The sequence below is a fragment of the Nocardioides sp. Root682 genome, assembly GCF_001427795.1.
In the GTDB taxonomy this organism is placed as follows: Bacteria; Actinomycetota; Actinomycetes; order Propionibacteriales; family Nocardioidaceae; genus Nocardioides.
The window spans coordinates 351,392-378,217 of sequence record NZ_LMHJ01000004.1; the positions used below are offsets into that span (position 1 = coordinate 351,392).

Below are 26,826 nucleotides of genomic sequence, written 5' to 3' on the forward strand. Positions count from 1 at the left end.
CCCCCGGCTGCGCCCGGACGGGGAGTTCGGGATCAGCCGTCGCTGAGCTGGCCGGTGAACATCACGCGGCCGGCGGGCAGGGTGTCGGCGTCGGCTGCGACGGCGCCCATCTCCGGCGAGGCCATGGCCGCCTTGAAGGAGTCGACGTCCTCGAAGTCGAGCTCTGCGACCAGGTACGGCGCGGTGCCCGGGCCGACGACCCTCGGCTTGGAGAAGGTCGTCGCCTGCAGGCCCGGGATCGACGCGCACAGCGGCACGTGCTGACTGAAGTACTGCGTGTCGAAGGTGGCCGGGTCGGAGGGGACGTCGTATTGGACGGTGAGTCGGAACATGGTGGTTCTCCTTCAGCTCTGAGTGGTGGTGCGGGGCCAGGTCTTGGTGACGAGGGTGAGCACGTCGTACGTCGCGACGGGCGCGTCGTCCTGATTGGTGACGACGGCGTCCCAGCGGACCTCGCCGTAGTCGGCCGACGTGCGCGGGGTGACCTGCTTGACGGTCAGGGTGACCTTGATCGTGTCCTCCGCCTTGACCGGGGTCAGGAAGCGCAGGTTGTCGACACCGAAGTTGGCGAGGACCGGGCCCGGGTTGGGCTCGACGAACAGTCCGGCTGCGAGCGACACGACCAGGTAGCCGTGCGCGACGATGCCGCCGAAGAGGTCGTTGGCGGCAGCGGCCTCCGGATCGGTGTGCGCGTAGAACGTGTCGCCAGTGAACTCTGCGAAGTGGTCGATGTCGGCCAACGTCACAGTGCGCGACCCGGACACGACACTGTCACCGATGCGGAGCTCCGCAAGGCTCTTGCGGAACGGGTGCACGTCGTCGACCAGACGCTGCGAGCCAGTGGTCCAACGACCCGTGATCGCGGTCAGCATGTCGGGGGAGGCCTGGATGGCGGTGCGTTGCATGTGGTGCAGCACGCCGCGGATTCCGCCGAGCTCCTCGCCGCCACCCGCGCGGCCGGGGCCGCCGTGGACGAGGACCGGGAGCGGGCTGCCGTGACCGGTCGACTCGGCTGCGTCGTCACGGTCCAGGACCAGCACGCGCCCGTGCCACGGCGCGAGGCCAAGGGTCACCTGACGTGCGATCTGCGGGTCGTGGGTGACCAGTGACGCGACCAGGCTGCCCTTGCCGCGGGCCGCGAGCGCAATGGCTTCCTCGGTGTTGTCGTAGGTGAGCACCGTGCTGACCGGGCCGAAGGGCTCGACGTCGTGGGGCTCGGTGGCGCCGGAGCGGGCACGCAGCAGGACGGGGGAGAGGAACGCGCCGCTCTCGGCGTCCGCGCCCACGACCTCGACGTCGTCGGGGTCGCCGTACACGATCTCCGCGCTGCTGCGCAGGGCCGAGATTGCCTTGCGGACCTCATCGCGCTGACCGAGGCTGGCCAGTGCGCCCATCCGGACCGACTCGTTCGTCGGGTCGCCGACGACGATCTTGGCAAGCTTCGCGCTGATGGCCTCGACCACGGCGTCGGCAATGCCCTCCGGCACGATGGCCCGCCGGATGGCCGTGCACTTCTGTCCGGCCTTGACCGTCATCTCGCTGACGACGCCCTTGACGAACAGGTCGAACTCCGGGTCCTCGGTGGTGACGTCGAGGCCGAGGATCGAGCAGTTGAGGGAGTCCGCCTCGACTCCGAGGTGGACGCCGCGGTGCAGGACCGAGGGGTGGTTGCGAAGGATTCCGGCCGTGTGTGCCGAACCGGTGAACGCGACGGAGTCCTGCTCGCTGAGCTCGTCCAGCAGGGTGCCGGCGCTGCCGCTGACGAGCTGAAGCGTGCCCTCCGGCAGGATGCCCGACTCGATGATCCGCCGGACCACGAGCTCGGTGAGGTATGCCGTTTGGCTGGCCGGCTTCACGATGCTCGGAACACCTGCGATGAATGCCGGCGCGAGCTTCTCGAGCATGCCCCAGACGGGGAAGTTGAAGGCGTTGATCTGGACCGCGACACCCGTGCGCGAGGTGTAGATGTGCTGTCCGACGAAGGTGCCGCCCTTGCTGAGTCCCTCGAGGTTTCCGTCGAGGACAACGGTGTCGTTCGGCAGTTCCCGGGCGCCCTTGCTGGCGTAGGAGAACATCGTGCCGATGCCGCCATCGATGTCGACCATTGAGTCGCGCTTGGTCGCACCGGTGCGGGTGGACAGGGCGTAGAACTCGTCCTTGAACTGGCCCAGGTGCTTGGCCAGGGCCTTGATCAGGCCGGCGCGCTCGTGGAAGGTCAGCGCACGCAGTGCGGGCCCGCCGACATCACGGCCGTGTGCCACGAGGGCGGCGAAGTCGAGGCCGCGGGTCGAGACCCGGGCCACCTCCTTGCCGGTGATCGCGTCGAGGACGGCATCGCCCTCGTCTTGCGCGCGGAACCAGGCGCCCGCCACGTAGCTCTCCATCAGTGCAGTCACTGTGGGTCTCCCTTCGGATCGCCCGGCTGCAAGTGACCCTCGAGAGTGCCACGCACAACCGAACATTCGGTTTGTCATTCGGATGATGCTGTGTAATATAACGACCGAACATTCGGTTTGTCGACCCGCACCTGGAGGCGCCATGTCATCGGCAGTCGCTGATCACGAGCTCGAAGCCCACTTCGACGCGACCATCGAGCACGCAGATCGCATCGAACCCCGCGACTGGATGCCCGACGGCTACCGCAAGTCGCTGGTGCGCCAGATCGCGCAGCACGCGCACTCCGAGATCATCGGCATGCAACCCGAGGGCAACTGGATCGGGCGAGCCCCGTCCTTGCGGCGCAAGGCGATCCTGCTGGCGAAGGTCCAGGACGAGGCCGGCCACGGCCTGTACCTCTACTCAGCTGCAGAGACCCTCGGCGTCAGCCGTGACGAGCTCACCGAGATGCTGATCTCGGGCAAGCAGAAGTACTCCTCGATCTTCAACTACCCGACCCTGTCGTACACCGACGTCGGCACCATCGGCTGGCTGGTCGACGGCGCCGCGATCTGCAACCAGGTTCCGCTCTGTCGTACGTCTTTCGGTCCTTACGGGCGCGCGATGATCCGCATCTGTAAGGAGGAGTCCTTCCACCAGCGGCAGGGCTTCGAGCTGCTGATGACGATGATGCGGGGCACTGACGAGCAGCGCGCCATGGTGCAGGAATCGGTGAACCGGTTCTGGTGGCCGGCGCTGATGATGTTCGGTCCGCCCGACGAGGACTCCACGAACACCGAGCAGTCGATGACGTGGGGCATCAAGACCCACACCAACGACGAGCTCCGGCAGCGGTTCGTCGACATGTCCGTTCCCCAGGCCAAGGCTCTGGGCGTGACCTTCCCGGACCCCGAGCTGGTCTGGAACGAAGAGCGCGGTCAGCATGACTTCGGCCAGCCCGACTGGGACGAGTTCTGGGCCGTGGTCAAGGGCGACGGTCCCTGCAACGCCCAGCGCATCGTGCACCGCAAGCGAGCCTGGGACGAGGGTGCCTGGGTTCGGGAGGCGGCACTCGCCTTCGCCAACGATTCTTCACGGAAGGGTGAGTCCGCATGAGCGAGCAGATCCGGGGCGAGTGGCCCCTGTACGAGGTCTTCGTCCGTGGAAAGCGCGGGCTGAACCACGTCCACGTCGGATCGCTTCATGCCTCCGACGACGCGCTTGCCCTGCGGCACGCCCGCGACGTCTACACCCGGCGCAACGAGGGCGTGAGCATCTGGGTCGTGCGCTCCACCGACATCACCGCCTCGAGCCCCAGCGAGAAGGACCCGCTGTTCGCGCCGAGCGGCGACAAGGTCTACCGCCACCCGACGTTCTACGAGATCCCCGACAACGTTCCCCACATGTGAGAGGAGAAGTCCAGCGATGTCAGATGTGCAGACTCACGAACCGGATGACCACGAGAGCGCGTACTCCGGACTCCTCGTCAACGACGCCCACTGGGCGTTCGGTACCGACTTCGAGGACCCGCTCGCGGGCGTCGACACGACGGTGCCGGACGGCGTCGACGCCAAGGCGTTGGCGGCGTACTGCCTGATGCTCGGGGACGACGCGCTCGTCCTCTCGCAGCGTCTCGCCGAGTGGTGCAGCAACGCACCCGACCTCGAGGAGGACATTGCCCTGGCTAACATCGCGCTGGACCTCCTCGGCCAGGCGCGGCTCCTGCTCGCTCGGGCGGCCGCCGCAGATCCGGACCTCGTACCGGCTCTGCCGGAGGGATCGCCCGTTCCCGACGAGGACCGACTGGCTTTCTTCCGCAACGACGCCCAGTTCCGCAACGTCCGCCTCACCGAGCTGCCCAACGGCGACTTCGCGGAGACCATCGCCAGAGTCCTTCTCTTCTCGACCTGGCGTCTTGCAGTTTTCGAACGGCTCTCGCACAGTCGGGACGCCGTGCTCGCAGCCGTTGCTGCCAAGGGCGCGAAGGAGTTGACCTATCACCGCGACTTCGCGGGTCGCTGGTTCGTCACCCTGGCCCGGGGCACCGAGGAGTCCCGTCGCAGGCTTGTCCACGGACTGGGCGAGATCTGGCCGCTGTGGCCTGAACTCTTCGAGACGCACGATGTCGAACATGTCGTGGCCAAGGCGGGTGTCGGGGTTGACCCGGCCGAGGTCGCGGCCGAGGTCGAGGTCGTCATCGAGCAGGTCCTTGCCGCCAGCGGCGTCGACCGCCCCCAGCGTGGCGGTCTCGCCGGTGTCCAGGGCCGCAAGGGCCGCGACGGCGGACACACCGAGCACCTCAGCCGAGTGCTGACGGAGATGCAGGTCACCGCCCGAGCGCACCCGCAGGGGCAATGGTGATCGCCGTACTGCACCGTGAGGAGGTCCTGGCACGAGCCTGGGCCGCCGCGTCTCGGGTCGTCGACCCGGAGCTTCCCATGCTCACGCTCCTTGACCTCGGCGTGCTGCGCGACGTTGGGCTCGAAGGCGCCGGTGGCGTCGTCGCAGCAATCACGCCGACGTACTCGGGATGCCCAGCCATGGCAACAATGCGCGATGACCTGGTGCGCAGTCTCCAAGCGGCCGGATTCGACGACGTACGAGTTCGGGTGCAGCTCGACCCGGCATGGACGACTGACTGGATCACCCCCACGGGTCGCGCGGCGCTCACCGCCGCCGGCATCTCTGCACCGGGTCCGGCTCCTTATAGGGACGGACCGGTGGTGCTGCAGTTGACGCCCACCCGACGATCCCTGCGCTGCCCGCGCTGCGCCTCGTCCGAAGTCGAGCTCACCTCAGAGTTCGGCTCCACTGCCTGCAAGGCGATGTACCAGTGCCAGCGGTGCCTCGAGCCTTTCGACCACGTGAAGGAGATCTGACGTGACCGCGACCCTGACCGAGAGCGCCGGCGCTCGGACCGCTTTCCACACCCTCACCGTCACCGGTGTCGAGCACCTCACTGAGGATTCCGCGGCGATCAGCCTCGCGGTCCCGGACGAACTTGCCGACCTCTACGACTTCGCCGCCGGTCAGTCCCTGACCCTGCGCCGCACCGTCGACGGGGTCGAGCACCGACGTTCCTACTCCATCTGCTCGCCCGCGGGCACCGCGCCACGGATCGGGGTGCGCGAGATCCCCGACGGGTTGTTCTCCACGTGGTTGGTGCGTGAGGTCCGCGCCGGAGACACGATCGAGGTGCAACCGCCGACCGGCAGCTTCCGCGCCGATCCCGCCGAGGGAGGTCGCCACCTGTGCATCGCCGCCGGTTCGGGGATCACGCCCATGCTCTCGATCGCGGCGACGGTGCTCAGCCATCCGGACGCCAGCGTGGCCCTGCTCTACGGCAACCGCACCAGCGGCTCGGTGATGTTTTCCGAGGAGCTGGCGGACCTCAAGAACGCGCACCACCACCAGATGGACCTGATCCACGTGCTGTCGCGCGAACCTCGCGACGTCGAGCTGTTCTCGGGACGCCTGGACCGCGAGCGGCTCACCGCATTGCTCACGCTCCTGGTGCCGGCCGCCGACATGGACCATGTCTGGCTCTGCGGACCGTTCGGCATGCTGACCGAGGCTCGGGAAGTGCTGGCAGAGCTCGGTGTGCCTGCCGACAAGGTGCACTTCGAGCTCTTCTACGTTGACGAGCCCCCGCCCGAGCTTCGTCACAAGGACCGCATCGTCGAGGGCGAGACCAGCAGCGTGACCGTCGTGCTCGACGGTCGATCGACGACCACGCCCATGCCGCGCGACAAGTCGATCCTCGACGGCGCGCAGGTGACCCGGAGCGACCTGCCGTTCGCCTGCAAGGGCGGCGTGTGCGGAACGTGTCGCGCCAAGGTCTGCGACGGCGAGGTCGACATGGTGCGCAACTACGCGCTCGAGCCCAACGAGGTCACACAGAACTTCATCCTCACCTGCCAGACGTTCGCGGTGAGCGACGAGGTCACCGTCGACTTCGACGCCTGACCCCACGTCAGATTCCCCTAGGAGAACCCATGCCTGACGCCTACATCCTCGACGGCATCCGCACCCCGATCGGTCGGTACGGCGGCGCGCTGTCCGGCACGCGTCCCGACGACCTGGCCGCGCTCGTCGTACGCACCGTCGTCGAGCGCACAGGGATCGACCCCGAGGACATCGACGAGGTCGTCTTCGGCGCCGCGAACCAAGCCGGCGAGGACAACCGCAACGTCGCTCGCATGGCCACGTTGCTCGCTGGCCTGCCGGAGACGATCCCGGGCTTCACGGTCAATCGCCTGTGCGCATCGGGGCTCACGGCCATCACGACCGCGCGGCAGATGATCGCGTCGGGTGACGCAGATGTCGTCATCGCGGGTGGGGTTGAGTCGATGACCCGCTCCCCGTGGGTCACCGAGAAGCCCTCCCGGTCTTGGGCGAAGCCCGGTCAGAGCTGGGACACCTCCATCGGGTGGCGTTTCACCAACCCGGCTTTCGGTCCCGAGATCACGCTCTCGATGCCGCAGACAGCCGAGCGAGTTGCTGAGCAGTGGGGTCTGACCCGCGAAGAGCTCGATGCCTTCGCGCTGCGGTCCCACCACCGCGCGCTCGAGGCGCAGAAGAACGGGCACTTCGACGCCGAGATCGTCGCGGTGGGCGAGGTGACGCAGGACGAAGGTCCGCGAGCGGACACCACCGCCGAGCGGCTCGCCAACCTGCACCCGATCCACGGCCCCGGTGGACTGATCACGGCAGGCAACTCCAGCTCCCTCAATGACGGCGCAGCCGCAGTCATCCTCGTCAGTGACCGCTACGCCGCCGCCAAGGGTCTCCAGCCCCGAGCCCGCGTCGTGGCTGGAGCCAACGCCGGTGTGGCACCAGAGATCATGGGCATCGGTCCCGTGCCGGCGACCCGCAAGGCGCTCCAGCGTGCCGGCTGGGCCTCCGGAATCCTGGATGCTGTTGAGCTCAACGAGGCCTTTGCGTCCCAGGCGCTCGCCTGCACGCTCGACCTCGGCTTCGACGAGGAGATCGTCAACGCTGACGGTGGCGCCATCGCGCTCGGACACCCCCTCGGATGTTCGGGCACGCGGATCGCTATCACCCTGCTGAACCGGCTCGAGCGCACCGGAGGTCGGCGCGGTCTCGCCGCGATGTGCGTGGGGGTCGGCCAGGGTTCCGCACTTCTCCTGGAGCGCCCATGACCACGCCGCTGTTGCTGGGGGAGTACGGCGACCGTCTCGTCATCCGGCTCAACCGGCCGGAGGTCCGCAACGCCATCGACCGGGCAACCGTCGACGCCTTGCACACGGTGTGTGCGCAGCTCGAGGAGACGCCCAAGATCGCCATGCTGATCGGTTCCGGCGGAACCTTCGCCGCTGGTGCGGACATCGCCCAACTGCGCGAACGGCGCTCCAAGGACGCGCTCGCCGGGATCAACTCCGGGATCTTCGACCGCATCCGGAAACTGCCGATGCCCGTGATCGCGCTAATCGACGGGTACTGCCTGGGCGGTGGCGCCGAGCTCGCTTACGCCTGTGACTTCCGCATCGGTACGCCCGCCGCCAAGATCGGGAACCCCGAGACCGGGCTGGGAATCCTCGCCGCTGCCGGAGCGTCCTGGCGACTGAAGGAGTTGGTAGGAGAGCCCCTCGCCAAGGAGATTCTGCTCGCGGGCCGGGTACTCACCGCCGAGGAAGCGCTGGCGGTGCGCCTGCTCAACGAGGTCGTTCCGGCCGACGACCTCGAGACGGCAGGTCACCAGTTGGCCAACCGGATTGCGGCCCAGGGTCCGCTCGCCGTACGACTGACCAAGACCGTGTTCCACGCGCCTCGCGAGGCCCACCCTGTTATCGATGACATCGCCCAGGCGGTGCTCTTCGAAACGCCGGACAAGTACGACCGGATGACCTCCTTCCTCGACAAGCGCAAGGTGACGTGATGACCGAAACGACTGTTCCTCCCCTCGTCGGCGTGTACGGCGGAGGCCGCATGGGCGGCGGAATCGCCCACGCCTTCGCTGTCGTCGGCGCCAAGGTCATCGTCGTGGAGAGCAGCGCCGACTCCGCCGAAGCCGCTCGTCAACGCATCGAGGAGAGCCTCGCGAAGGCGGTTGCCAAGGGTGCTGAAGTCACGGGCTCCTTTGAGGTCGTCACCGACGCAGACGCACTCGCCGCGTGTCCCGTCATCATCGAAGCCGTCCCCGAACTCGTCGACCTGAAGCACGACGTGCTGAAGCGCATTGCTGTTGCTGCGCCCGATGCCGTCATCGGTAGCAACACCAGCTCACTGTCGATCGATGACCTCGCCGGTGTGCTCGAAGACCCCTCGCGACTCATCGGACTCCACTTCTTCAACCCCGTGCCGGTGAGCGATCTCGTCGAGATCGTCGTCGGCAAGCGCACAGATGCTGCCCTCGTGGCCGAGGCCCAGGGATGGGTGGCCGGTCTGGGCAAGACCGCCATCACCGTCCAAGATTCTCCGGGGTTCGCCAGCAGCCGTCTGGGCGTAGCGATCGCGCTTGAAGCGATGCGCATGCTCGACGAGGGTATCGCGAGCGCAGCGGACATCGACACCGCGATGACGCTGGGTTATCGCCATCCCGTCGGGCCTCTGAAGACCACCGACATCGTCGGTCTTGATGTTCGCCTCAACATCGCGGAGCACCTCGAGCGGGAGCTGGGGCCGCGCTTCGCACCGCCCCAGGTGCTGCGGGACAAGGTCGCGGCCGGCGAGCTGGGCCGCAAGACCGGTCAGGGTTTCTACTCATGGTGACCACGGCACCCGACGCAACGAGCCTTGCGTGGGACTGCGCGGAGAAGATGTGGGCAGGGGACCACGCCAGCAAGGCGCTCGGCATCGTTCTCGAAGACGTCGGTCCGGGCCGGGCGCGCATGACGATGGTCGTCTGTCGCGAGATGGTCAACGGCCACGGCGCATGTCACGGCGGCTTCATCTCCACTTTCGCCGACAGCACGTTTGCCTTTGCCTGCAACAGCAGGGGCACCGTCACGGTGGCGTCCGGCTTCGACATCAGCTTCCTGGAGCCGGCCCGCTTCGGCGACGTCCTGGTTGCAGAAGCCCGGGAGGTGGCCTTGCGCGGCCGATCGGGGATCTACGACGTCACGGTGCGTCGAGACGACACCGTGATCGCAGAGTTCCGCGGGCGCAGCCGTTCGCTGGGACGACCCATTCTGGAGGAGGAACGATGACCGAGCAGACCGTTCTCGTCGACCGCACGGCTGGGGTCGCGACCATCACCCTGACCGTGTCCGCGCTCGCGCGGGAGTCCAAGGAGGCACTTCGGGACGCCCTCGCCGACGTGGCGAAGGACGACAGCGTGCGCGCCGTCGTACTCGCCAACGGAGGCAAGGCGTTCTGTGTCGGCCAAGACCTCGGCGAGCACAGTGCCGGTCTCGCCGACGGGGCTGAGGCTGCCTTCGCAACCGTCCGCGAGCACTATTCGCCAATCGTCCGCGACCTGCTGACGATGCCGAAGCCGGTCATCGCCTCGGTCAACGGTGCCTGCGTGGGTGCTGGTCTCGGTTTCGCCCTCGCCTGCGACTACCGGGTCTTCGCAACCGGCATCAAGCTCGGCACCGCGTTCACGGGTATCGGACTGACCTTCGATTCCGGCCTTTCGTTCACCCTGCCCCGCGCCGTCGGGGACGCCCGAGCAAAGCAACTGATCCTGTTCGGGGAGATGTTCACGGCCGAGCAGGGGATTGCGTGGGGTATCGCTGGGGAGACGGTCGAAGCCGACCGGGTCCTCGACCGCTCGATCGCCCTCGCCCGCCAGTTGGCCCAGGGCCCGACGGTTGCGTTTGCAGAGAGCAAGAAGCTGATCCTCGAAGGCGGCGGCCTTGGCCTTGAGGCGGCGCTGGAGGCCGAGGCGCTTGCACAGAGGAGGTGTGGCGAAACCACGGACCACACGGGCGCCGTCACGGCGTTCTTGAATCGGGAGAAGCCGGTGTTCGTCGGCTTATAGCGCGCCTGATCCGCAGGCCGCCCTGAATGTCGCAAATCCGCTCAGGATGAATGCCGGCACTCGTTAGGACCCACGCGTTGCCAACCGCTTGGGGCCAAGTGGAAGGTCAGACATCGTGGGGTCTTCGCACGCGATTGTCGCTGCGAATGCTTGCTTGCATCCGCCTCGGGGCATTCCGCCCAGAATGCCGCTGGCGGAGAGTGTGCCAAAGGGGGCCGGTGGTCGGGTCTGGGAGGCGGGTCCGCTGCAGTGTCGTCGTTTAGGTCGCGATAGCGAGGTCGGGACGCCAGGGGTGACGTGTGACCCGCTCTTCTTGGTTTTCGCCGCGGCCGCCTAGCTCGATGGTGATGAGCTCGTCGCCCTCGTAGGCAGGCGAGAGTTCGAGAGACAGGTACTCGAACAACTCACGCTCGTGGACAGCGATGACGACCTGCCGATTGTGGTGCTTGGACAGCATCCGGATCAGACCTGCGAACTGAGAAACGTGAACCTCGTCCATCGCTTGGACCGGGTCGTCGAACACTAGGCACGGAAGAGTCGGTTCAACCGCGAGATGCAGAGCGAGGAACAACGAAAGCGCTGCCGTGTTTAAGTTGCCAGCGCTCAACATCATCTGAGGGGACCCGCCGACTTCCCCCGAGATGTGGATTGTCTGAAGCTTCAACTCGAGCGCGGTTCTGGTCGTGTTTGGGTCACCGAAGGTGGGAATGTACTGCTCGCGCGGCGCAAGACGCGCGAACACGCTGCGCCAAACTTGGTTCAGTGAGTCGGTGAAAACGTGCCGGACGACCTCGCTTCGTGCCGTCGCAGCCGCCGTGTGCACTGCCTTCGCGACGGACTGACGTCGGCGCGCCTCTGCGACGCGGTCGTCCCAATGCTTCCTCTTCTGGGCCGCGTCGGCCACCGTCTGTGTGGACTGCGCGAGCCGACTACGACATTCGATTAGCGTTGCCTGGGCTGACCCAACCGCATTCACCCTGCGCTCACGAGTCTCAATCTCGGCCAAGCGGCTGGCCGCAACGGAGGAAAGCATCTGCGAGCGCCTGTGGATGGACTCAGCTGGATCGTTGGTGACGCCGAGGATACGAGCCAGCCGGTCGAGTTCGTCGCTGATGTAGGTCACTTCCTTTGCAGCTTCCTCAAGCTGCTGAGCCAAGTCGCGAGCCTCCTCGTATACGCGCCGCAGGTCGCGACCCTCTTGTACGAGCGGTTGAATATCGACCAGGCGCTGGCGAAACAACGTGAGGCTTTTGCGACGCTCGGCGAGCTGCTGGCGTTGCTCGTCGCTTAGAACCTCAGCCGTGAGTTGCCTCAGCCGAGTGCTGGCATGAGCCTCCGCTGTCACGCTGGCGTCACGATCAGCTCGCAGGCTCATCAAGCGCTCGCCTTGGGTGGTGAGCTCTGCAAGTCTCTGGTCGATGCGGGTGCTCAGATGCAACGTAGAAACCTGACCGTAGTCGCGCTCGCAGACAGGGCACTTGTCAGCGTCGTCCGGCATGGAGGCGCGAATGGCCGCGAGCCCCTCGACCAGTCGACCCGCCTGTTCGTGTTCGGACGCGAGGACGACGGACAGTTCCTCAAGCTGGGCCTTGCTCGCGGAGTGCTGGCGCTGTGCTTGCAGCAGTTCCTCAACGAGTTTGGATTGCCGGACAAGAGTTCGTTGTGCGGCTTGGAGTTCAAACTCTGCGGAGTCCAACAGGCCGTCTTCGGTGCGGAGTTCGAGAGCTGCAGCCTCCAGATGAACGGCGCGAATCGCAGGCTCGTTGTCGCGCTGCCATGCCTGATATGCGACCTCAGCTACTTCAAGCCCGCCACGAGCAGCGTCGAGGCGCACAGTGCTCTTTCGGTCTGACACAGCCGCGATGCGTCCGCCCAGGGCCAGCAACTCTTGGAAGACGCTTGAAGCCGATGACTTGTCGGTTTCAAGGTGCTGGGTCCGCAACGCGGCGGCGGCTATCTCGAGGAGCTCTTGGTCGTCGTTGGTCGGAGCCTCCACGCCGAGCTCACTCAAGGCGGCGCGCAGGTCTAGTTTCGCCTGAGTGAGTTCGGTTTGTGTCTGCTGAAGCGCCGTTGTTTGAGTGGCGAGGACATCCGCGGAGCGGTCTGCCGCTTTGGTTGCGGCCTCGAGAAGGTCCGAGAGGTTTTTGAGGCGGCCCCAATGACCCGCGTGGTCAAGTCCTGACCGGAGAGCGTCCAGCTGTTCGAGGCCGAGAAGTTCATTGACGAACCTTGCGAGGGCCGACTCTTCTTTGCCCTCGCTGTACTGGTAAAGCTCAAGCAGTTGGCCCAATGAGACCTGATCGAGGTAGCAGCGTTCCGAGAAGAACGCTGATGCGGTTTCGCTGAGGGCCGCGGCACCCTCGACACGGCTTCCGCCGACCGTGAGCGGGCCGGCATCCTTATTCGCCGCGTACTTCTCGTCCAGGTCCACGCGAATCGTGGCGAAATCCTGACCGATGTGAGGGAGGTAGGCGGTGTATCGAGGATCGTGGCGCCGCATGCTTCGAATCTGGCCCGTCAAGCCCATCTCAAGAGCCGCCAGAATGCTGGTCTTACCGGTGCCGTTCGCACCGTGGAGGAGCACGATGGGTGCGTCCAGTTCCAAAGTTCGATGCCCTGAAAGGCGGCGGAAGTCAGAAATGGAGATGCTTTGCAAAGGAAGGTTGTTCACTGCGTGCTCAGCTCATCCTCATCGCCGTCGAACACGTCGTCGATGTATGCCTGAAGAGCGTCTCGCACTGCATCGGTTCCGTCCTGTGCCGCCCGCACGAGGTTTAGGTGCTCGACTGTGGTTGTTGATCCGAGCGCCTTGAGTACCTCGGCTATCGGTTCCTTGCCGTCCGCTTGTTCGGCCGGAAGGGTGAGTGGCATTAAGACCGATATGGCCCTCCTGATTTCGACGGCATCTAGGCTATCGATTCCGACCAGAAGTAGGCGAGCGTTCCGTTCAAGTTGGTCCTGGGTCGCAAGGACTGGTGGGTCACCGATATAGATGACCGTCACGGGGCGAGTGGACTTGGCGTGGTCCAGCGCACGGCTGAGTCCCTCGGTGAGACGAACTAGCCGGCGATGCGCAGTCGCTGCAGTTGCCACCACGACCAAATCGTGCGAAACGCCAGTTCCTATCGCGGCGGCCTCGAACTCGAGCTCTGCTCCAGCCACCTGCAAAGGCATGGCAAGTACCGCGAACCCGACGGCCTTGAGCTCATCGAGCACAAGCTGTGTCGCAGATTCCATCAGAAGGCTCCTTGGAGGGTGAACGCCTCGAAAAGTTCGTCTGCAGTCGATGTGGTCTTGGCCAGATCCTCCATGCTCATCCGTCGCATCTCGGTACGGCCCGTTCTTCCAAACCGAGGGCGTGGTGATCTGGTCGAGCGAGGCGGCTCGGAGTTCGCGAGGATAAGGACAGTAGACCCCGGATCTGCATCGGCGTACCCGGCCGCCCTGAAGGTTGCTTCCTCGCGAGCGTCGTGCACGAGAAACACCTTCGACGTGCCCGTACTGGTGATGACGGTGAGAACCCCCGAGCCCGGGTCCGTGCACGTACCAGGACTGAGTTTCCACCCTTCCTTTGTGCATGCCCGGGAGAGCAGCGCGAGCGCAAGGGCGACACGGCCGAGTGCTTCCTTCGGGAAGTCGATCTCTTGGATGGCCTCGCCAATGGGGCGGGGAGAGATCGGTTCGTAAGGCACAAAGCCGGGTGGCAACTTGCCCTTTCGAAACATGAATGAACCGAGTCGCACAGCCCCGATAACGGCCTCGATGAAGGTCCGCTCGTCAGATCCAGCTGCGGCCGCGATCGTGTCGCGAAGCGACATGAGGTCTGACTCCAGTGCAGCGATCTCGCCAACGTCGAGTTCGGGCACTTGCCAAAGGACCGCCCTCAGTTTGTCGGCGAGGGAGAACAGCACCAGGCCGGCAAGAGCCGGCTTGGCGTAGGCACCGAGAAGGGAGGCCGCCTTGATGGCTGCGTCATTTGAGGCCAAGTCGCCGCCGTACGTGACCTGAAGGACGTGCTTGTGGTGGTAGTCCAACCGCTGGTTGGCGAACACCACAGCAGGGGGCGATGACGGCCAGCTCCTGTTGAGGTTTTGGATCGCCTGATGGAAGACGGTGTGGATATTTGCGTCCTGCGCCGAAAGGCCGACCAGAAGAGCAGGCATGGTGGAGTAGATGAGCTGAAGCTGGTCCTTCATCAATGCATGCTGGGTGGTCCAACCCGAGATCTGTACCGTACGCGCGATAAGAAGCGGCCGGTACGTGTTCTCGTCATCGCGGGCGCGAACCGAGCAACCGTGAAACTTGACTAGCTCGCTACGACGGGTCGGCTTCCGAAGGTCCTCAGCAGTGACCACCACCTTGAGAATGTTGTCCGGCTCAGGTGTCAGCGCTTGGAGCGCGGCCTCGATCAGACCGTCCCAGTTCGTTGTCTGCACTGACGGCGCGATGCCTTCGAGCATCAAGATTGCGATGCTGTAATGCTCCGCGTCGGGCTCGAGAGTTGGGTCGCCGTACGTGTTCGGCACGTCCAACCCGGTCCAGACTAGGAAGTCCTCGGCCTGGCCGCTCGGGTAGATGTTGAGAACGTCGGAGTACTTGTTGATGACGCTCTGGACGATGGACTCAGCAGCTGCCCAGGCGTTGACAGGCTCATTGAAGTCGACCGTCGCCCGAACTGCCTTCGTGATGCCGGCAACTTCCAGCACCTCTTCGAGTGCTTCTCGGAACGGACAAGCAGCGTTCGACGGGTCAATGGTTCCGCGCAGAACTTCGAGAACGCGCTCCATTAGAACCTTGAGGTCAGGGACGACATCTCGGGAGATTGCCGACCCGACCCAGAATGCGTACTGGCCGCTGGTGAATGCGTCGCTGAAGTCGGAAAAGTCAGAGCCGAGCGCTCCGACGACCTGTGCAACATCCTCAAGAGGCACTTACGCACCTACCGTCCGGTCGCACCAAGCGCTGAACATAGAAGTCTGCAACGGAGTGCTTTCGGCGGACGAGGGCTGGGGTCTTCGGCGAGCGTAAACCTACCGGGGCGGGGCGACCTCGTCAGTCGTTTCGGTGAGTAGCCGACTCGAGTTCGAGCGACCTTCGCATCGGATCAATGGAACCAACCCGCGACTGGGCCGGTTGATCGAACCGAACCAGACATCGGCTTAGGTTCAGTGTCATACGTCGCCTCGGGTGCGGCGATGCAACATGATCAGCGGGGATGCGCCTTTCGCTGCTTAGCGAACTTTCACTGCCGACACGACATCATCGTCTCGCCACGCTGGTTGCTTAAACAAGCGAAGATCGGGAACGTGATGGCCACAGCAAGAACCGGTAGTTGGGGACGAGTAGGGATCGACTCGGTGCTCGAGCGCGCTCCGCTCGACAAGCCGCTGGTTGCCGTTCGTGGAACCCTGGACCTCCTTCCCCTCGACGCTCTTCACTGGACGGACTTTGAAGGCTTGCTGTGGCGTGTGCTCCGCGACGTCGAAGGTCTCCGGAACCCCCAGATCTACGGCCTGCCGGGCCAGAAGCAGCTCGGGCTCGACATGGTCGCGGAGGAAAGTGATGGTTCCGGTGTTGCGCTCCAGAGCAAAGACGTCAGGCAGTTCGGTGCTGCCAGAATCACTGCAGCCGTCGACGCTTTCCGCTCGACGACGCGACCGTTCCCGGTCTCGAAGTTCATCATCGGTGTCAGTTGCGAGGTGAAAAGCAGGCCCGCGGTCGACAGATTCAAGGAGCTCCGCGCAGAGCTCAGGCCAGTTGAACTCGTGATGTGGGACAAGCGTGAACTCTCCGTGATGCTCAAGGGTGCGCCGCACATCGTCATCGAGTACTTCGGTAGCCACGTCGCCGAGGCATTCTGCCGGCCGTTCGTCGTTGGAAACCCGATTGTGCCGAGACACGACGTCGTAGCGATCCGCGAGGCGATAGCACGTACGCCGGAAGTCACCACCGGTGCGGGCGCCAAGATCGAAGAAGCCAAACGCATTGCTGACGCCAACCCGGTTGACGCCCTAGCGATGGTCGAGAGCGCTCAGTTGGCTCTGGAGGAGGCCGGGTTCGCGGGCCATGCCGCTCAGCACGATGCGCTTCGCGCTTCGCTCTTGGTCGAGGTCGGGCGAGGTGTTGACGCGACGCGTCGGCGGCTGGACCAGTTCTGGGTCGCTCTTGGCCGTGGCCAGAGTATCCACGCCAGCATCGCAGGAAACGACATCCGCACCTTGGCAGGTCAGGTCGAGGAGAAGGCCGCCGGCGACCACGCCAACGCAGCTGAGACGGCTCTCGAGCTGTACGAAAATCCGGTCGCCTACGTTCCCCCTTTCGAGCAACTCATGATTGGGGAGACGGCTGACCGCGCGCGGTTGGCAGCCCTAGCCGGAGAGATTGCACTGGCTGACGGGAACCTTGCTTGGCTCGCCGGGAACTCGGCGAAGCTACGTCGGCTGGGGCTCAAGATCGACCGAGAGCCTGACGCGGACATCTTGCGGGTCCGGCTCCGACTGCTGGCAGCCGAGGGGTCGGGCCGCTGGAGCGAGATTTTGAAGGACGCCAGGACACTCATGTTGGGACACGAGCTCATCGGACTCGTGAACGCGAGACATGCACGCTACCTCGCAGGTCAGCAGAACTTCGAGGGCGCCGACTTGGCGTGGGACGAAGCGTCCGGAGCCGCATGTCTGGCCAACCACTGGACGGACGCCGCTAGGTGGACCTTCAGCCGCCGCGCCTTCCGAACGAGGTGGAGACTCTTCGCGACAGAGGAGTTGCTACCGATCCAGACGGCACTTCTTTCGAAGGGGCCCGACGCGACGATCCTTCCCCGAGATGAGGATGCCCTCGAGCAGGCGCTCAGTCAGCTGAGCACCCGCAAACTCCGCTCAGCGGCCATCGCTGGACAACGAGCACTTCGGGATGCTGTGACTCTTAGCGACTGGGCCGGCGAGGGACAGGCCCGTCGGGTTCTAGCCGAGGTTCTCCAAGCATCGGGGGAGCCGCGCCAAGCCGCACATCACCTAGTGCGCGCTGGCGACGTCGACGGACTCAAAAGGCTGGCCGGCAACGTGGGCGACCTCTACCTCGACGTAACTGAGTATCTAGATGCAAAGCCGTATTGGATTGTCGGAGCGGCGTACCGCTTCGTTACGAACCAAGCCGACCTAGTCCCAGACGCCGACGTGTCCGCTGTAGCAGATGCTGTGGTGCGGGACCTGGGAGCGGCTCGAGCCGGAACGCTGGTCGATATGACGGTGACCACAGGTTCGAGGTTCTTGGGTGCGATCGCTGCGGTGGCTGGATTGTCAGAGCGCTTGAACGAGGTGCAGGCGGAGAATGTTCTAGCATTCTTCGAGTCCCAGCCCGCTGTTGAAGAGAACCGCTACCGCCACCATGACGACGACGAGGCTCGAGCAGTCGCGGGCATCCTGCTTACGCATCAGGCGTTGGAGGACAGGGCACTTGCCCATCTGGTGACCCTCTTGGCGCGTTCCTCGACGTCCCGAAAGACCTACGCTCACGATGCCGTCACAAGCCGGATGACAATGGCTCGACCGCTGCTGGCTGCGCTCGCTGAGGGTGGCAACTCGTGGGCACGGGAGGTGCTGTTCACCGACAGCCCGAACGAAGTGACAGCCGAGGAGGCGCAGGAGGCTCGGGCGCGCTTGGAGGCACCGCTAAAAATCATCGCTGGGGTTACGACGATCGGAGCAGGTTCGAGCGCGGTTTCTGATTCGGTCCTCGCCCGCACGCTGCCGCCGTCGCGTCAGCAGGCGTCGCTCCGGCGGCTCTTGATCAATGCCTCAAACCTGCACGTTGACGCGGCGGACCGCGCCGCCTACCTGCTCGCCGCGTCAAACCTTGCATCGCCTCCCACCAGGGTGGACCGCAAGGAGTTGTTTGAGCAGGCGCTAGCGCTAGCCATCTCGCCGCCCCTCTATGTGACTGACGCATCCGACGCACGCTTTGCCCATCCGCTTGGGGGCTTCAGGATCACTGGCAAGACCGACAGCCGTGCCGAGGCCGCTTACGTCGCGGCAGGTCTTGCGCAGACAGAGAGGGAGAAGGAGGGCGCACGTTCAGCGAGTTTGGCGCTGATCGGTGACGACCGGGTCGCTGAGGTTTGGGCCGCGCGCGCAATCCAGCGGCTGGGCGACACGATGACACCCGACATCGGGTTTCTCAGCGGTCAAGGCTGGGCCTTCAAGTCTCTCGCAGCCATCCTTTGGGCTCGCACGGTGGAGCCGGTGGCAGTAGGTGACCGGCTCGCGTCGGACCCTGATCCGCGGGTTCGTCGGGCCTTTGCCGCCGAGTTGGTGGCGTGCCAAACCAGAGACGACGCGGCCAGGCGAGGCGATCGCGCGACGAGCCGGGCGAATGCGGTTCGTCGCGATACGCGCGCGATCTTGCTGGCGAAACTCCAGGCAGACCCACGCTTCAGCGTAAGGGTCGCCGCTGGCTCTTAGGCGCTGACTCGAGCCGCCCAGCGTGCGATGCACGGGTCGATGCGCCTGTCAGGTCTTCGTCGTAAGCGACCGCTTCTGAGGCGGGTCAGGGTTGTTGGAACGCGGCCCGAACCCGGTCGAACCGAATGAACTCCTGTTCAAGGCGAACGCGTGGACCCCATGCCCCGATCCGCAGACCGTCGAGCACCCTGCGCTCATTCGGTGTGAGGTTGTTCAGTTCTCGCGTGGACTGTCTGGCTTCCGTGACGTAGAAGTCACGGTGGGCCGTCAGCGTCTCGACATCCATGAGAACTGACTCCGTGTGCTCAACGGCGCACCGGACAGCGTCCAGAATGGCGAACCCATGAGTGTCGATATCGCCCCAGTAGTGAAGCCGCACGTGCGCTAGCCACGGTAAGGACGCGACGAGCTCGTCGGCGCCGTACCCCGCGCCCCAGATGACCAGACGATTCGGTGCGTCCGGTACGACAAGGAACGATGTCTGGTTCTCAACGACTACAACCTCGGTGACGTCGGACGACGGAATGAACGCTCCGAGGTCGGGGATCGGCCAGGTCACGTCTGCGTCTCCCGGGCCGGCCTGCATGCCGAGGACGTGTCGCGGGCCGCGGATACGGACTCGTCGCTGTGGCACCCGGAATCCGTACTTCTCCTCCATGGTCTTCGCGCCGACCGGGACCGAGGCCGGGTTGGTCGTGGTTTCGAGGAGCCGGCCGAAGAGGGCTCGGTTGGTTTCGACCACCTTGGTGTGCATCCCGGCAACCGGTATCTCGCGGACGTATACGCCGGGGCGAGGGTTGTCGGCGACCCATAGGGCGGCCGAGAGGAGAAGAGCCCAGGCGTCGCCGGCCGCAACGACGTCATGCGGGCGCTGGAGCGCAACTGCACGGGCCGCGTCTGCGATGACCGGGTGGCACTCGGTCACGGCGATGGCTGATGCGAATACTTGGGCCTGCTTGCGTTCGGCACTGCTGAGGAGCGCAAGAGCAACCTCGCCGCTCGGCACGATGGCGGCGTAGGGGACCGGTTGCATACCGAGCCCAGGGACGTTCGTCCGCCGGGTGTCGAGTGTCCATCCGTTGGCGATGGCAGCGTCCTGAAGTCTTCTCGCCCAGGCCGTGGCAGCCTTGAAGTCGTTCGACAGTTCGTCGCGATCAGGACGTGGGAGCCGAACTCGCAGCGGGAACAGCCGAGTCTGGTCGTGCGGGGCGGCGTGGAGCGCTGCGAGCAACTGGCCGCTATCCCACTTCCGGCGCACGGCGTCGGTAACCGTTGCAGGCGTTGCCCAGTCGGATCTCACGCGTCCTCCGCGACCACCGTGAACGCGTCGCCGGCACGGGAGGCTCGACGCCAAAGTTCACGCTTCTTGCGGAGCTCTTCGATGGTCAGCGAAAGGAGTCGGCTCCTGGGGTCTCCAGCGCGGACGTACCCGACGGCCTTCACATGAGGTTCGATCGCCTCGATCTTCTGCAGCGGGGTGACGACCATGAGTTGGAGCCCGAGGCGCGTGAAAAGCTCGAGCCCGAACCTGGTCGATTCGTCGGACCCGCGGCCGAAGGCTTCGTCAATCATCACGAAACGGAACGCATCGCGGTTTCCACTGGCGAGGCCATACTGATACGACAGCGCCGCAGCCAAGACGGTGTAGGCGAGTTTCTCCTTCTGGCCGCCGGACTTACCGCCGGAGTCGGTGTAGTGCTCAACGAGGGCGTCACCGTCGCCTCGGCGGCGCTCGGCGGCAGCGAATGTGAACCAGTTGCGGACGTCGGTGACGCGGTCGGTCCAGGCCTTGTCCTGGGTGGTCGAACCTTCCCGTCCCGCGAACCGGTCGAGAAGATCCTTGACCAGTAGGAATCGGGTCTCGGCGTAGGTGTCATCGTCGCCGAGCAGGGCGCCTTGGGTGATGTTCCGGAGTTGGCCCCTGAACTCACGGACGGTCGGGTCTGGGGTCGGATCTGGTTCGAGCCGGATGTACGTGCCGGGGTGGTAGTCGATGTCGTTGAGCGCCTGGTTGATGGTCTCGATGCGACCAGTCATGCTTTTCTCCTCACGCTCGAGGAACTTGGCGAACGCGACGAGTTCGTGGATTGCGTTCGTTTCGAGTTGCTCCCGGAAGTTCTTCTCGAAGCGCGGCAGATCATCGTTCTCGATGCGGTCCTTCAGCTCCCGGAACCCGTCCCGAGACACGACCTGTGTTGGATCGAGCTCGGTGACGAGGGCTTCCCACAAGCCAGCGAAGTCCTTCATTGCGCCGACAAGGTCGCGACCCGACCGTTCACGCGTCGCTGTTGCGGAGTCGATGCGTCCTTGAATGTCGGCAGTCAGTTTTGTTGCCCACGCTTGGACGTCGACAACCTGGGCGGGTTCTTGGCCGGCGCGCGCGAGGGCCTCGTCCAATGCCACCTGAACTTCATCGGTGAGCGCGACGCGGAGCGCGCCCGTCATCTCGGCGTGTGCGGCGTCGAGTTGCCGCTGGTATTGGCTTCGACGTTCACGGGCGCCACCGCGACGGTCGCGGAGTCGACCTTCGCGTTCCTTGAGCGCGTCAACCAGTTCCAGTGCCTTGTCGCGCCTGTCCGTGAGCGCGGCGAGGTCCTTGGCCATCTCCTTGAGGTCGGCCAAGAGCTGTTCGGCTTCGACGAGAGCCCTGACTGCTGATGCGACGTCGATGGTGTCGGGGTCGCTGAAACGAGCCGTGAGCTGTTTGGTCGCGTATTGACGTTCACGCAGACTCCGGGCCCGGTTGTGCCGCTCCCCCAGCTCTGCGTCTAGCTCGCCCAACTGAGGCTTCTTGACTGCAAGATCTTCGATGATGGCGTCGCGGCGGGCGGCTGTGTCCCAGCCGAGAACGTAGCTTCGGCGGCCGGTGCCGCGGTCATCCTTGGTGTGCCGGTCGCGTTCCTTGATCTGGCCGGCGACAGTGACTGCTCTGGAGTGAGTTCGGAGCTGGGTGGGGTCCTCGAGCAGTAGATGGGTGAAACGCCGGGCAAGTTCTCCAGCCACCCAAGCGGCCATCCAGTGGTCAGGCCTGACTCGAAGGCACGCTGCGATGGTGCCCTCGGCTGCGGGCCGAGGGGTGCGGACGTCATCGGCGACTGGGTAGTAATCGAGCTTGCCGCGGAGGTTGTTCTCGTCGACCCATGAAGCCACGGCAGGGTAGTGCTCCGTCGGGACGAGCATGGAGAGTGCGAAGCCCCGGACGAGTCGCTCGGCTGCAAGTTCCCAGGCGGCGTGCTCAGGGGCGACCATGACGAGTTCGGCAATGAACGGCAGCTCGGCCGGGTCGATCCCGACGCCCTGCGCGACGCGTTCGCGGATACGGTCTTCGGCCTCCGGGACATTCGACGGACGGGTTCCGGTCTGTTGGAGCTCGCGTTCGAGCGCTTCGACGTCTTGCTGGGCGTGGTCGCGATTGGTTCGCGCTGAGAAGACCTGCTCGTTCGCCGCGACTTCGTCGACTGTTAGCTGCTCCAGATGCTGCGTGAGCAGCCTGGTGAAGGCGGGGTGGTCAGCGGCAGTCTCTGGCGCTTGAACACTGGCCGTTGCAGCCAACTCCTGCATCTCGGCCGCTGCGATCCGGGTGCTCGTGAGGCGCGCTTTGGCGTTGGAGATGCCATGCTCCGCTTCGCTGAGCTCGGCACCCCCTTCGTTCGCGACGGCGATCTCGAGCTGGAGGTACTCGCCTTCGCGCTTCTGGAGCTCCTTCGCCAGCCGGATGAGGCTGTGGTCGAGCTTCGGTAGTTCTTCGTCGAGAACTCCGATTTCCATGGTCAGAAGATCGATACGTCGGCCGGCGACAACTTGGGGGACGGCGCGCAGCGCTGCGCTCTGCAGGGTGATGCGTTCGTCGGCTCGGTCGAACCGGTTGGCGTGTTCGACGACGGGAGCGAGCTTGTCGAGCTGCCTGCGTGCATCTTGTACGAGTTCGTGGGACCTGACGAGATCCGCGTAATGGGCGAGGATTCTGGTGATGAGCTCGTCGACGTCGCTTGCTTCAAGCATGTGGTCGCGCACGAACTCGGTGAGGTTGCCGACCTGCTTCATGGAGATGGTTTGGACGAGGAGATCGAAGGCGGGTCGGCTGGTGCCGAGCGCGCGGCACAGGTTGCGCGCGTAGTTGGTGAAGGTGTCTTCGACCTTGGCGTCGAGATCTCGGAGCGCAGCGCGAACATCGCGCATGGTTCGGTGACCGATGAGGTGGTCCGCGATGTCGATGGCGGCCGGACTGGTGAAGTAAAAGCGGTTGGGCACGCTGGCGCCGTCGCTGAACCAATAGATGACGCCTGCTGTGCATGTGTTGGTGGCGCTCGTCGGTACGCCTGTGAACCGAGCGAGGATGACGCTGAACGCGGTCTTCGGGGTCCGAAGTGCTTCCGGCTTCTGTGTGCCGGTGATTTCGTCGTAAGTGTTTCGATGGTGGCCGAGGACATAGCTCGTGACAGTTCGTTCACGAGACTCTGCGCCGGCAGCGCGGTTGAAAGTGACTCGACTGGCTTGTGCGAAGAGGGTGGTGACGGCGTCGACAATGGTGGATTTCCCGGACCCGACTTGGCCGGTCAGGAGAGCGTTTTGGCCGTACATCGGGAGTCGTGCGACTTGTCCGTCGAAGGTGCCCCAGTTGAGGATCTGAAACTCGGCCAGGCGCACCCCCTCTAGATCGTTGGTCTCGAGGGATTCCGTGTCGAGCTGCGTTTGCCCGCTTTCGATGATGGCCACGTCAGGCGCCCTTTGGTGCGGATGCTTCGGGCAGCGCCGCGTCTGCTGGCGCACCATCCCGTGCATCGTCGCCGTCAACGCCGTGGTCGTTCGATTCGTCCTTGCCTTCGATGGCTGTGATGGCTGCGAGGAGTTCCTGACCGTAGGTATTGATCCACTCACCGGTAACGATGGCCTTGATGATGCGGCGAACTTCCCAAGTGTCGTCCTGGCCACGGAGTGTGCGGATGTAGCCGAGCTTGTCGAGGACGCTGATGTCGCCGTTGATCTGGTCCCGGGTCAAGTCGTCGTGCCGGTACAGGCGGAGCATCTCGACCATGTCGGTACCGGTGATCACGAGGCGCGGCATCTGCCCATCGCTTTCAGCGGTAGCCAGTTGTTGCCGCAGCATGACCAGCAGAACGCTCGAACTGAACGTAAGCGTGTGTCGGCGAATGAGGCGAGGCATTCCGTCAGGCAGCTCGTCATGTGCTCGCAGGTACGCGTACCGCTCGGTGTCGTCGATGACGAGCCGCAGGCCAAGGACATCGAGGTGGTCGCGCAACTGCTTAGTGAACGTGGAGATGGTGGTCCACGCCGCCGGCTGGTCTTCGGCGTGAATCGGGCCCCGAAGAAGATGCGCGAGCGCGATTGAGATCTCTGGTGTCGCCATTATGAGTCACCGCCTCCGGGTCTCACCGTGGTCACAGGTTCGTCTTCCTCGGCGTCGTCAGCCTCACCGAACACGACCAGCGGCACGGTTGCGCGGCGCGTGGCTCCAGGGTCTGTGTCCCAAGAAACCTGTTCGGTGTGGCCAGGGTCGATGTAGGTGCCGGGTTCAGTCTCGGCAATGCGCAGATAGCCGACGAGTTCAGCGAGGCCGTCGGCAATCGGGTGAGTGTCGACGACCTGGCGCAGGGTCGCGTTCCCGGCGCGCCGAGCTACGACTTCGTGAATGCGATTGCGGAGGTGGTCGAGGTCCACTGAGGTTACCTCGAGCAGATCCTCTAGATCGTCGAGCTCCTCCGTGTCGCTCGGAAGCTCAACGACTGTATGAAGTTCGGCAGCGGCGCGGGGTGTGTATAGAGGACGCTCGAGCGGAAGGGAGATGTCGGCCCTCAACGAGGTGATGTCGGCCCCCGGGGCTTTGAGCAGTTGGTCGCGTGCGGCGAGCGCCAGCGTGAGGGTGTTGCGGATGCTCGCGTGAATGAGGCGGCCCTCAGCCCACGTCTGCTCGTCCAAGAACCTGCGAAGCTGCGACGACAGCGAGGCCACTGTGCGCTGGGCTGCCTCAGCGGCGACAAAGAGGTCAGTCTTCAAGACCGTGCCGATGGCCCCGCTGTCACCGCTGAGTGCTGGAATGTCGGCGAGCACGGTCAAGAGTTCGTCAAGCTCAGCTTGGTCCTTGGGTGCGAGCAGGTGTGCCCAGAACGCAGCCCAGGAACGACCTTGGTCGGAGTCACCGATTTCGGTCGTGGTTCCGAAGACGCTCTCCAGAAACTCGCCGCGGGGACCGTTCCAAGTCGTTGCCCGGAGGCGAACGTCGCGGTCGAGGGCTCGGAAGTTTTCTTCGACCTGACGGAGGTCTCCCAGGAGCTCTCGGGCGGTGGCTAGCGCCTGTTGGTATCGCTCGCGGACGGCTGTCTCGTCGAGGCCGACGTCCTCGCCAGCTCTAACGGCGGCGATCTGTTCGTCGAGCTCATCGCGCTGCCGTTTTAGCGCTGCCAGGCGGACGTCTGGGTCGACGCCGGCTCCGCCGGCGATCTGGCGGAGAAGGTCGCGGACGGTCAGAATGCGGCTCGCCGTGCCTAGGAACTCCCGAGGGCCGAGCCCGCGGACGAATGCCGCGACAGTCTCCACAGGAGAGGTCGGCTCGTAGTGGGCGACATCGGTGCCTGCTGGGTAGTAGCGGCGGAGCCACCCTGCGCGGGCGTCGGACCAGTCGGCCAGATACGCGTCGGCCGTCTTCGGGTACGCACCCTCCAACGAGATCGCGCGCACTGCTTCGAGGTGGTCGTCGAGGAGGTCGCGAATCTGGTGCGCGGGGAGTCGTCGGACGTTGCCAGACAGGAACGCGCTTTCGAGAAATCCGATGATGAGCGGAGCGTTATCGGCACCTAGGAGACGCCAGGCGGGGCTGTATTGGCGCAACGACAAAAGCTCGTCATGTCGCTCTCGCGTTGTCACCTTCGGCCCTCCCAGTTCCGGATGATTCAGGTTGCCACGCCGGTCCGACAGATGGAGGAGGTTCTGGTGAAGACCGGCGGCATTCATTGCTCAGCAAGATCGCCTGGGTGACCGCTTCGCACCCCACCGTCGGGATCCTTGTCAGTCACCAGCCCCACCCGGCACACTTGGACTTGACGACGTCGCGGAGCCCGGCACCAAACGCACCCCCTTCGCACTCCTGGACGGGGACCTTGCGAGAAGTCAGTCCTCTGGGTCTGGCGGGCGTGCGAAGGCACTATGTGGTGCATGCCGAACGCAGGCCGGATCAGCCTCAGTGCAGCAGACTTGGCGATGCCAACGGTCGACGACCTGTCGAACAAAGGCTTCCAAAACGTGTTGCTTGACCGCGCATTGGGCGGTGGCCCGGTCCTGCGCACTAACTCGGCTGCCGCAGCCAAGCGCCTCACTCGCGAACATGTCAGTCTCTTCGTCAATCTGACCCGCCTGGTCGACAAGGCCCTCCGCGAGTACGAAGCCTCGCGGGCGGCGCTCATCAACTACCTGAGTCCGCCGGACGAGCAACTGCGTACGACGGGCTACGTCGTGGCCGTCGACCACCTGGAGAACTGCATAAGCGCTGCCAGTCGCTCCGCCGTCATCATCAGAGCCCTGCGCGAGCGTGGGTATGGACGGGCCGCGCCCCGGCTCACCCCGACCCAGGAGGAGCGACTTGCCTTCATCCGTAATGCAATCGAACACTCCGATGAAAGAATCCTCGGAACGTTCAAGTCCAAGAAGATCAGGAAGTTCGATAGCCACGAACCGATCGCTCTGCGACTGGCCAATCGGCATGCAGTCATCGGTGACGAGTCGATCAGGTACATCGAGCTGTCACAGGATCTTCGCAAGTTTCACCGCGCCATCGAGGTCATGCGTGGAGTGCAAACGGGCGCTCCTGGACCGAACTGGCCGAACATGAAGCTGCACACCGACTTCGGGGTAAGGCCCGGCGGGACTGCGGTGATGGCCTCGGACTACCTGCGCGAGCTGAGCAGACTGATCGTCACCCACTAGTAGCCTTGCGTCCCGCGGTCCAGCCGCAGTTGTAGTGAGCCCGGATCAACGGGCGTTATCTCAGGACTGCCGTGCGTACCGACTTGTGGCCGAGGTGAGGCCTCGCGTACC

General features: G+C 64.8%; 21 protein-coding genes. 12 read left to right on the plus strand and 9 right to left on the minus strand.

Translation table 11 applies throughout. The features are described from left to right. Positions 1–32: 32 nt before the first annotated feature. Together ASD84_RS22420 and paaZ are read right to left on the minus strand one after the other, a co-directional pair. The gene (locus ASD84_RS22420) at positions 33–332 is read right to left on the minus strand and encodes an EthD family reductase (protein WP_056715854.1); all 300 of its coding nucleotides are present in this window, start codon (positions 330–332) and stop codon (positions 33–35) included. A 12-nt stretch (positions 333–344) separates the two neighbouring features. Next, positions 345–2,396 carry a phenylacetic acid degradation bifunctional protein PaaZ gene (gene paaZ / locus ASD84_RS22425; protein WP_056715856.1) on the minus strand — a complete coding sequence of 684 codons (2,052 nt, stop codon included), beginning with the start codon at positions 2,394–2,396 and terminating at the stop codon, positions 345–347. A 142-nt stretch (positions 2,397–2,538) separates the two neighbouring features. Here paaZ and paaA point away from each other — a divergent pair, with 142 nt between their 5' ends. The 10 genes from paaA to ASD84_RS22475 are packed head-to-tail and all read left to right on the plus strand — an operon-like array spanning position 2,539 to position 10,321. Beyond that, entirely contained in the window at positions 2,539–3,492 is a 954-nt protein-coding gene (paaA, locus tag ASD84_RS22430; protein WP_056715859.1) for a 1,2-phenylacetyl-CoA epoxidase subunit PaaA, read from the plus strand. Beyond that, the gene (gene paaB / locus ASD84_RS22435) at positions 3,489–3,785 is read left to right on the plus strand and encodes a 1,2-phenylacetyl-CoA epoxidase subunit PaaB (RefSeq protein WP_056715861.1); all 297 of its coding nucleotides are present in this window, start codon (positions 3,489–3,491) and stop codon (positions 3,783–3,785) included. Before paaA ends, paaB begins: the two co-directional genes overlap by 4 nt. 16 nt (positions 3,786–3,801) lie before the next feature. Beyond that, positions 3,802–4,737 (plus strand): 1,2-phenylacetyl-CoA epoxidase subunit PaaC, encoded by a 936-nt coding sequence (gene paaC, locus ASD84_RS22440; RefSeq protein WP_056715865.1) that lies wholly within the window; start codon positions 3,802–3,804, stop codon positions 4,735–4,737. Further along, positions 4,731–5,255: a 1,2-phenylacetyl-CoA epoxidase subunit PaaD gene (gene paaD, locus ASD84_RS22445; RefSeq protein WP_056715868.1), complete on the plus strand. Its 525-nt coding sequence runs from the start codon at positions 4,731–4,733 to the stop codon at positions 5,253–5,255. The genes paaC and paaD overlap by 7 nt, the downstream gene beginning before the upstream one ends. Before the next feature lies 1 nt (position 5,256). After that, positions 5,257–6,342: a 1,2-phenylacetyl-CoA epoxidase subunit PaaE gene (paaE, locus tag ASD84_RS22450; protein ID WP_056715870.1), complete on the plus strand. Its 1,086-nt coding sequence runs from the start codon at positions 5,257–5,259 to the stop codon at positions 6,340–6,342. A gap of 29 nt (positions 6,343–6,371) precedes the next feature. Then, a complete protein-coding gene (locus ASD84_RS22455) occupies positions 6,372–7,538 on the plus strand; it encodes a thiolase family protein (protein ID WP_056715873.1) in 1,167 nt (388 codons plus the stop codon). After that, positions 7,535–8,275, plus strand: coding sequence for an enoyl-CoA hydratase/isomerase family protein (locus ASD84_RS22460; RefSeq protein WP_056715884.1), 741 nt, complete (start codon positions 7,535–7,537; stop codon positions 8,273–8,275). Before ASD84_RS22455 ends, ASD84_RS22460 begins: the two co-directional genes overlap by 4 nt. Next, positions 8,275–9,108 (plus strand): 3-hydroxyacyl-CoA dehydrogenase family protein, encoded by an 834-nt coding sequence (locus tag ASD84_RS22465; RefSeq protein ID WP_056715887.1) that lies wholly within the window; start codon positions 8,275–8,277, stop codon positions 9,106–9,108. Before ASD84_RS22460 ends, ASD84_RS22465 begins: the two co-directional genes overlap by 1 nt. Continuing rightward, entirely contained in the window at positions 9,102–9,545 is a 444-nt protein-coding gene (gene paaI / locus ASD84_RS22470; RefSeq protein WP_056715891.1) for a hydroxyphenylacetyl-CoA thioesterase PaaI, read from the plus strand. Before ASD84_RS22465 ends, paaI begins: the two co-directional genes overlap by 7 nt. After that, positions 9,542–10,321 (plus strand): enoyl-CoA hydratase/isomerase family protein, encoded by a 780-nt coding sequence (locus tag ASD84_RS22475; protein WP_056715893.1) that lies wholly within the window; start codon positions 9,542–9,544, stop codon positions 10,319–10,321. Before paaI ends, ASD84_RS22475 begins: the two co-directional genes overlap by 4 nt. Positions 10,322–10,580: 259 nt before the next feature. On the opposite strand, the gene ASD84_RS22480 is transcribed toward ASD84_RS22475, so the two are convergent. Genes ASD84_RS22480 through ASD84_RS22490 form a run of 3 tightly spaced genes read right to left on the minus strand, consistent with a single transcriptional unit; the run spans position 10,581 to position 15,252 of the window. Continuing rightward, complete coding sequence (locus ASD84_RS22480; RefSeq protein WP_082573974.1) at positions 10,581–12,992, minus strand: AAA family ATPase; 2,412 nt, start codon at positions 12,990–12,992, stop codon at positions 10,581–10,583. Further along, positions 12,989–13,558, minus strand: a complete 570-nt coding sequence (locus tag ASD84_RS22485; protein WP_056715901.1) for a hypothetical protein — start codon at positions 13,556–13,558, stop codon at positions 12,989–12,991. Before ASD84_RS22485 ends, ASD84_RS22480 begins: the two co-directional genes overlap by 4 nt. Beyond that, positions 13,558–15,252: an SIR2 family protein gene (locus ASD84_RS22490; protein WP_056715905.1), complete on the minus strand. Its 1,695-nt coding sequence runs from the start codon at positions 15,250–15,252 to the stop codon at positions 13,558–13,560. Before ASD84_RS22490 ends, ASD84_RS22485 begins: the two co-directional genes overlap by 1 nt. A gap of 426 nt (positions 15,253–15,678) precedes the next feature. On the opposite strand from ASD84_RS22490, the gene ASD84_RS22495 reads away from it, so the two are divergent. Then, positions 15,679–18,777, plus strand: a complete 3,099-nt coding sequence (locus ASD84_RS22495; RefSeq protein WP_056715916.1) for a hypothetical protein — start codon at positions 15,679–15,681, stop codon at positions 18,775–18,777. Between the two features lie 85 nt (positions 18,778–18,862). On the opposite strand, the gene ASD84_RS22500 is transcribed toward ASD84_RS22495, so the two are convergent. From ASD84_RS22500 to ASD84_RS22515, 4 genes are read right to left on the minus strand one after another with little or no spacing between them, the layout of a single operon-like run. Beyond that, positions 18,863–20,077, minus strand: coding sequence for a Wadjet anti-phage system protein JetD domain-containing protein (locus ASD84_RS22500; protein ID WP_056715919.1), 1,215 nt, complete (start codon positions 20,075–20,077; stop codon positions 18,863–18,865). Further along, a complete protein-coding gene (locus tag ASD84_RS22505; protein ID WP_162251586.1) occupies positions 20,074–23,493 on the minus strand; it encodes an ATP-binding protein in 3,420 nt (1,139 codons plus the stop codon). The genes ASD84_RS22500 and ASD84_RS22505 overlap by 4 nt, the downstream gene beginning before the upstream one ends. A 1-nt stretch (position 23,494) precedes the next feature. After that, a complete protein-coding gene (locus tag ASD84_RS22510) occupies positions 23,495–24,145 on the minus strand; it encodes a DUF4194 domain-containing protein (protein ID WP_056715928.1) in 651 nt (216 codons plus the stop codon). After that, positions 24,145–25,746 carry a DUF3375 domain-containing protein gene (locus tag ASD84_RS22515; RefSeq protein ID WP_082573988.1) on the minus strand — a complete coding sequence of 534 codons (1,602 nt, stop codon included), beginning with the start codon at positions 25,744–25,746 and terminating at the stop codon, positions 24,145–24,147. Before ASD84_RS22515 ends, ASD84_RS22510 begins: the two co-directional genes overlap by 1 nt. A 201-nt stretch (positions 25,747–25,947) precedes the next feature. Between ASD84_RS22515 and ASD84_RS22520 the strand changes: the two genes are divergently transcribed. Continuing rightward, the gene (locus tag ASD84_RS22520; RefSeq protein WP_156392185.1) at positions 25,948–26,715 is read left to right on the plus strand and encodes a hypothetical protein; all 768 of its coding nucleotides are present in this window, start codon (positions 25,948–25,950) and stop codon (positions 26,713–26,715) included. The last annotated feature ends 111 nt before the right edge of the window (positions 26,716–26,826 follow it).

Bases quoted from the DNA above. Each gene is read 5' to 3' on its own strand.
- paaD (WP_056715868.1), top strand. From the start codon at position 4,731: ATGGTGATCGCCGTACTGCACCGTGAGGAGGTCCTGGCACGAGCCTGG.
- paaI (WP_056715891.1), top strand. From the start codon at position 9,102: ATGGTGACCACGGCACCCGACGCAACGAGCCTTGCGTGGGACTGCGCG.
- ASD84_RS22520 (WP_156392185.1), top strand. From the start codon at position 25,948: ATGCCGAACGCAGGCCGGATCAGCCTCAGTGCAGCAGACTTGGCGATG.
- ASD84_RS22460 (WP_056715884.1), top strand. From the start codon at position 7,535: ATGACCACGCCGCTGTTGCTGGGGGAGTACGGCGACCGTCTCGTCATC.
- ASD84_RS22515 (WP_082573988.1), bottom strand. From the start codon at position 25,746: ATGAATGCCGCCGGTCTTCACCAGAACCTCCTCCATCTGTCGGACCGG.
- paaA (WP_056715859.1), top strand. From the start codon at position 2,539: ATGTCATCGGCAGTCGCTGATCACGAGCTCGAAGCCCACTTCGACGCG.
- ASD84_RS22420 (WP_056715854.1), bottom strand. From the start codon at position 332: ATGTTCCGACTCACCGTCCAATACGACGTCCCCTCCGACCCGGCCACC.
- paaB (WP_056715861.1), top strand. From the start codon at position 3,489: ATGAGCGAGCAGATCCGGGGCGAGTGGCCCCTGTACGAGGTCTTCGTC.
- ASD84_RS22465 (WP_056715887.1), top strand. From the start codon at position 8,275: ATGACCGAAACGACTGTTCCTCCCCTCGTCGGCGTGTACGGCGGAGGC.
- ASD84_RS22510 (WP_056715928.1), bottom strand. From the start codon at position 24,145: ATGGCGACACCAGAGATCTCAATCGCGCTCGCGCATCTTCTTCGGGGC.
- ASD84_RS22455 (WP_056715873.1), top strand. From the start codon at position 6,372: ATGCCTGACGCCTACATCCTCGACGGCATCCGCACCCCGATCGGTCGG.
- paaC (WP_056715865.1), top strand. From the start codon at position 3,802: ATGTCAGATGTGCAGACTCACGAACCGGATGACCACGAGAGCGCGTAC.
- ASD84_RS22475 (WP_056715893.1), top strand. From the start codon at position 9,542: ATGACCGAGCAGACCGTTCTCGTCGACCGCACGGCTGGGGTCGCGACC.
- ASD84_RS22485 (WP_056715901.1), bottom strand. From the start codon at position 13,558: ATGGAATCTGCGACACAGCTTGTGCTCGATGAGCTCAAGGCCGTCGGG.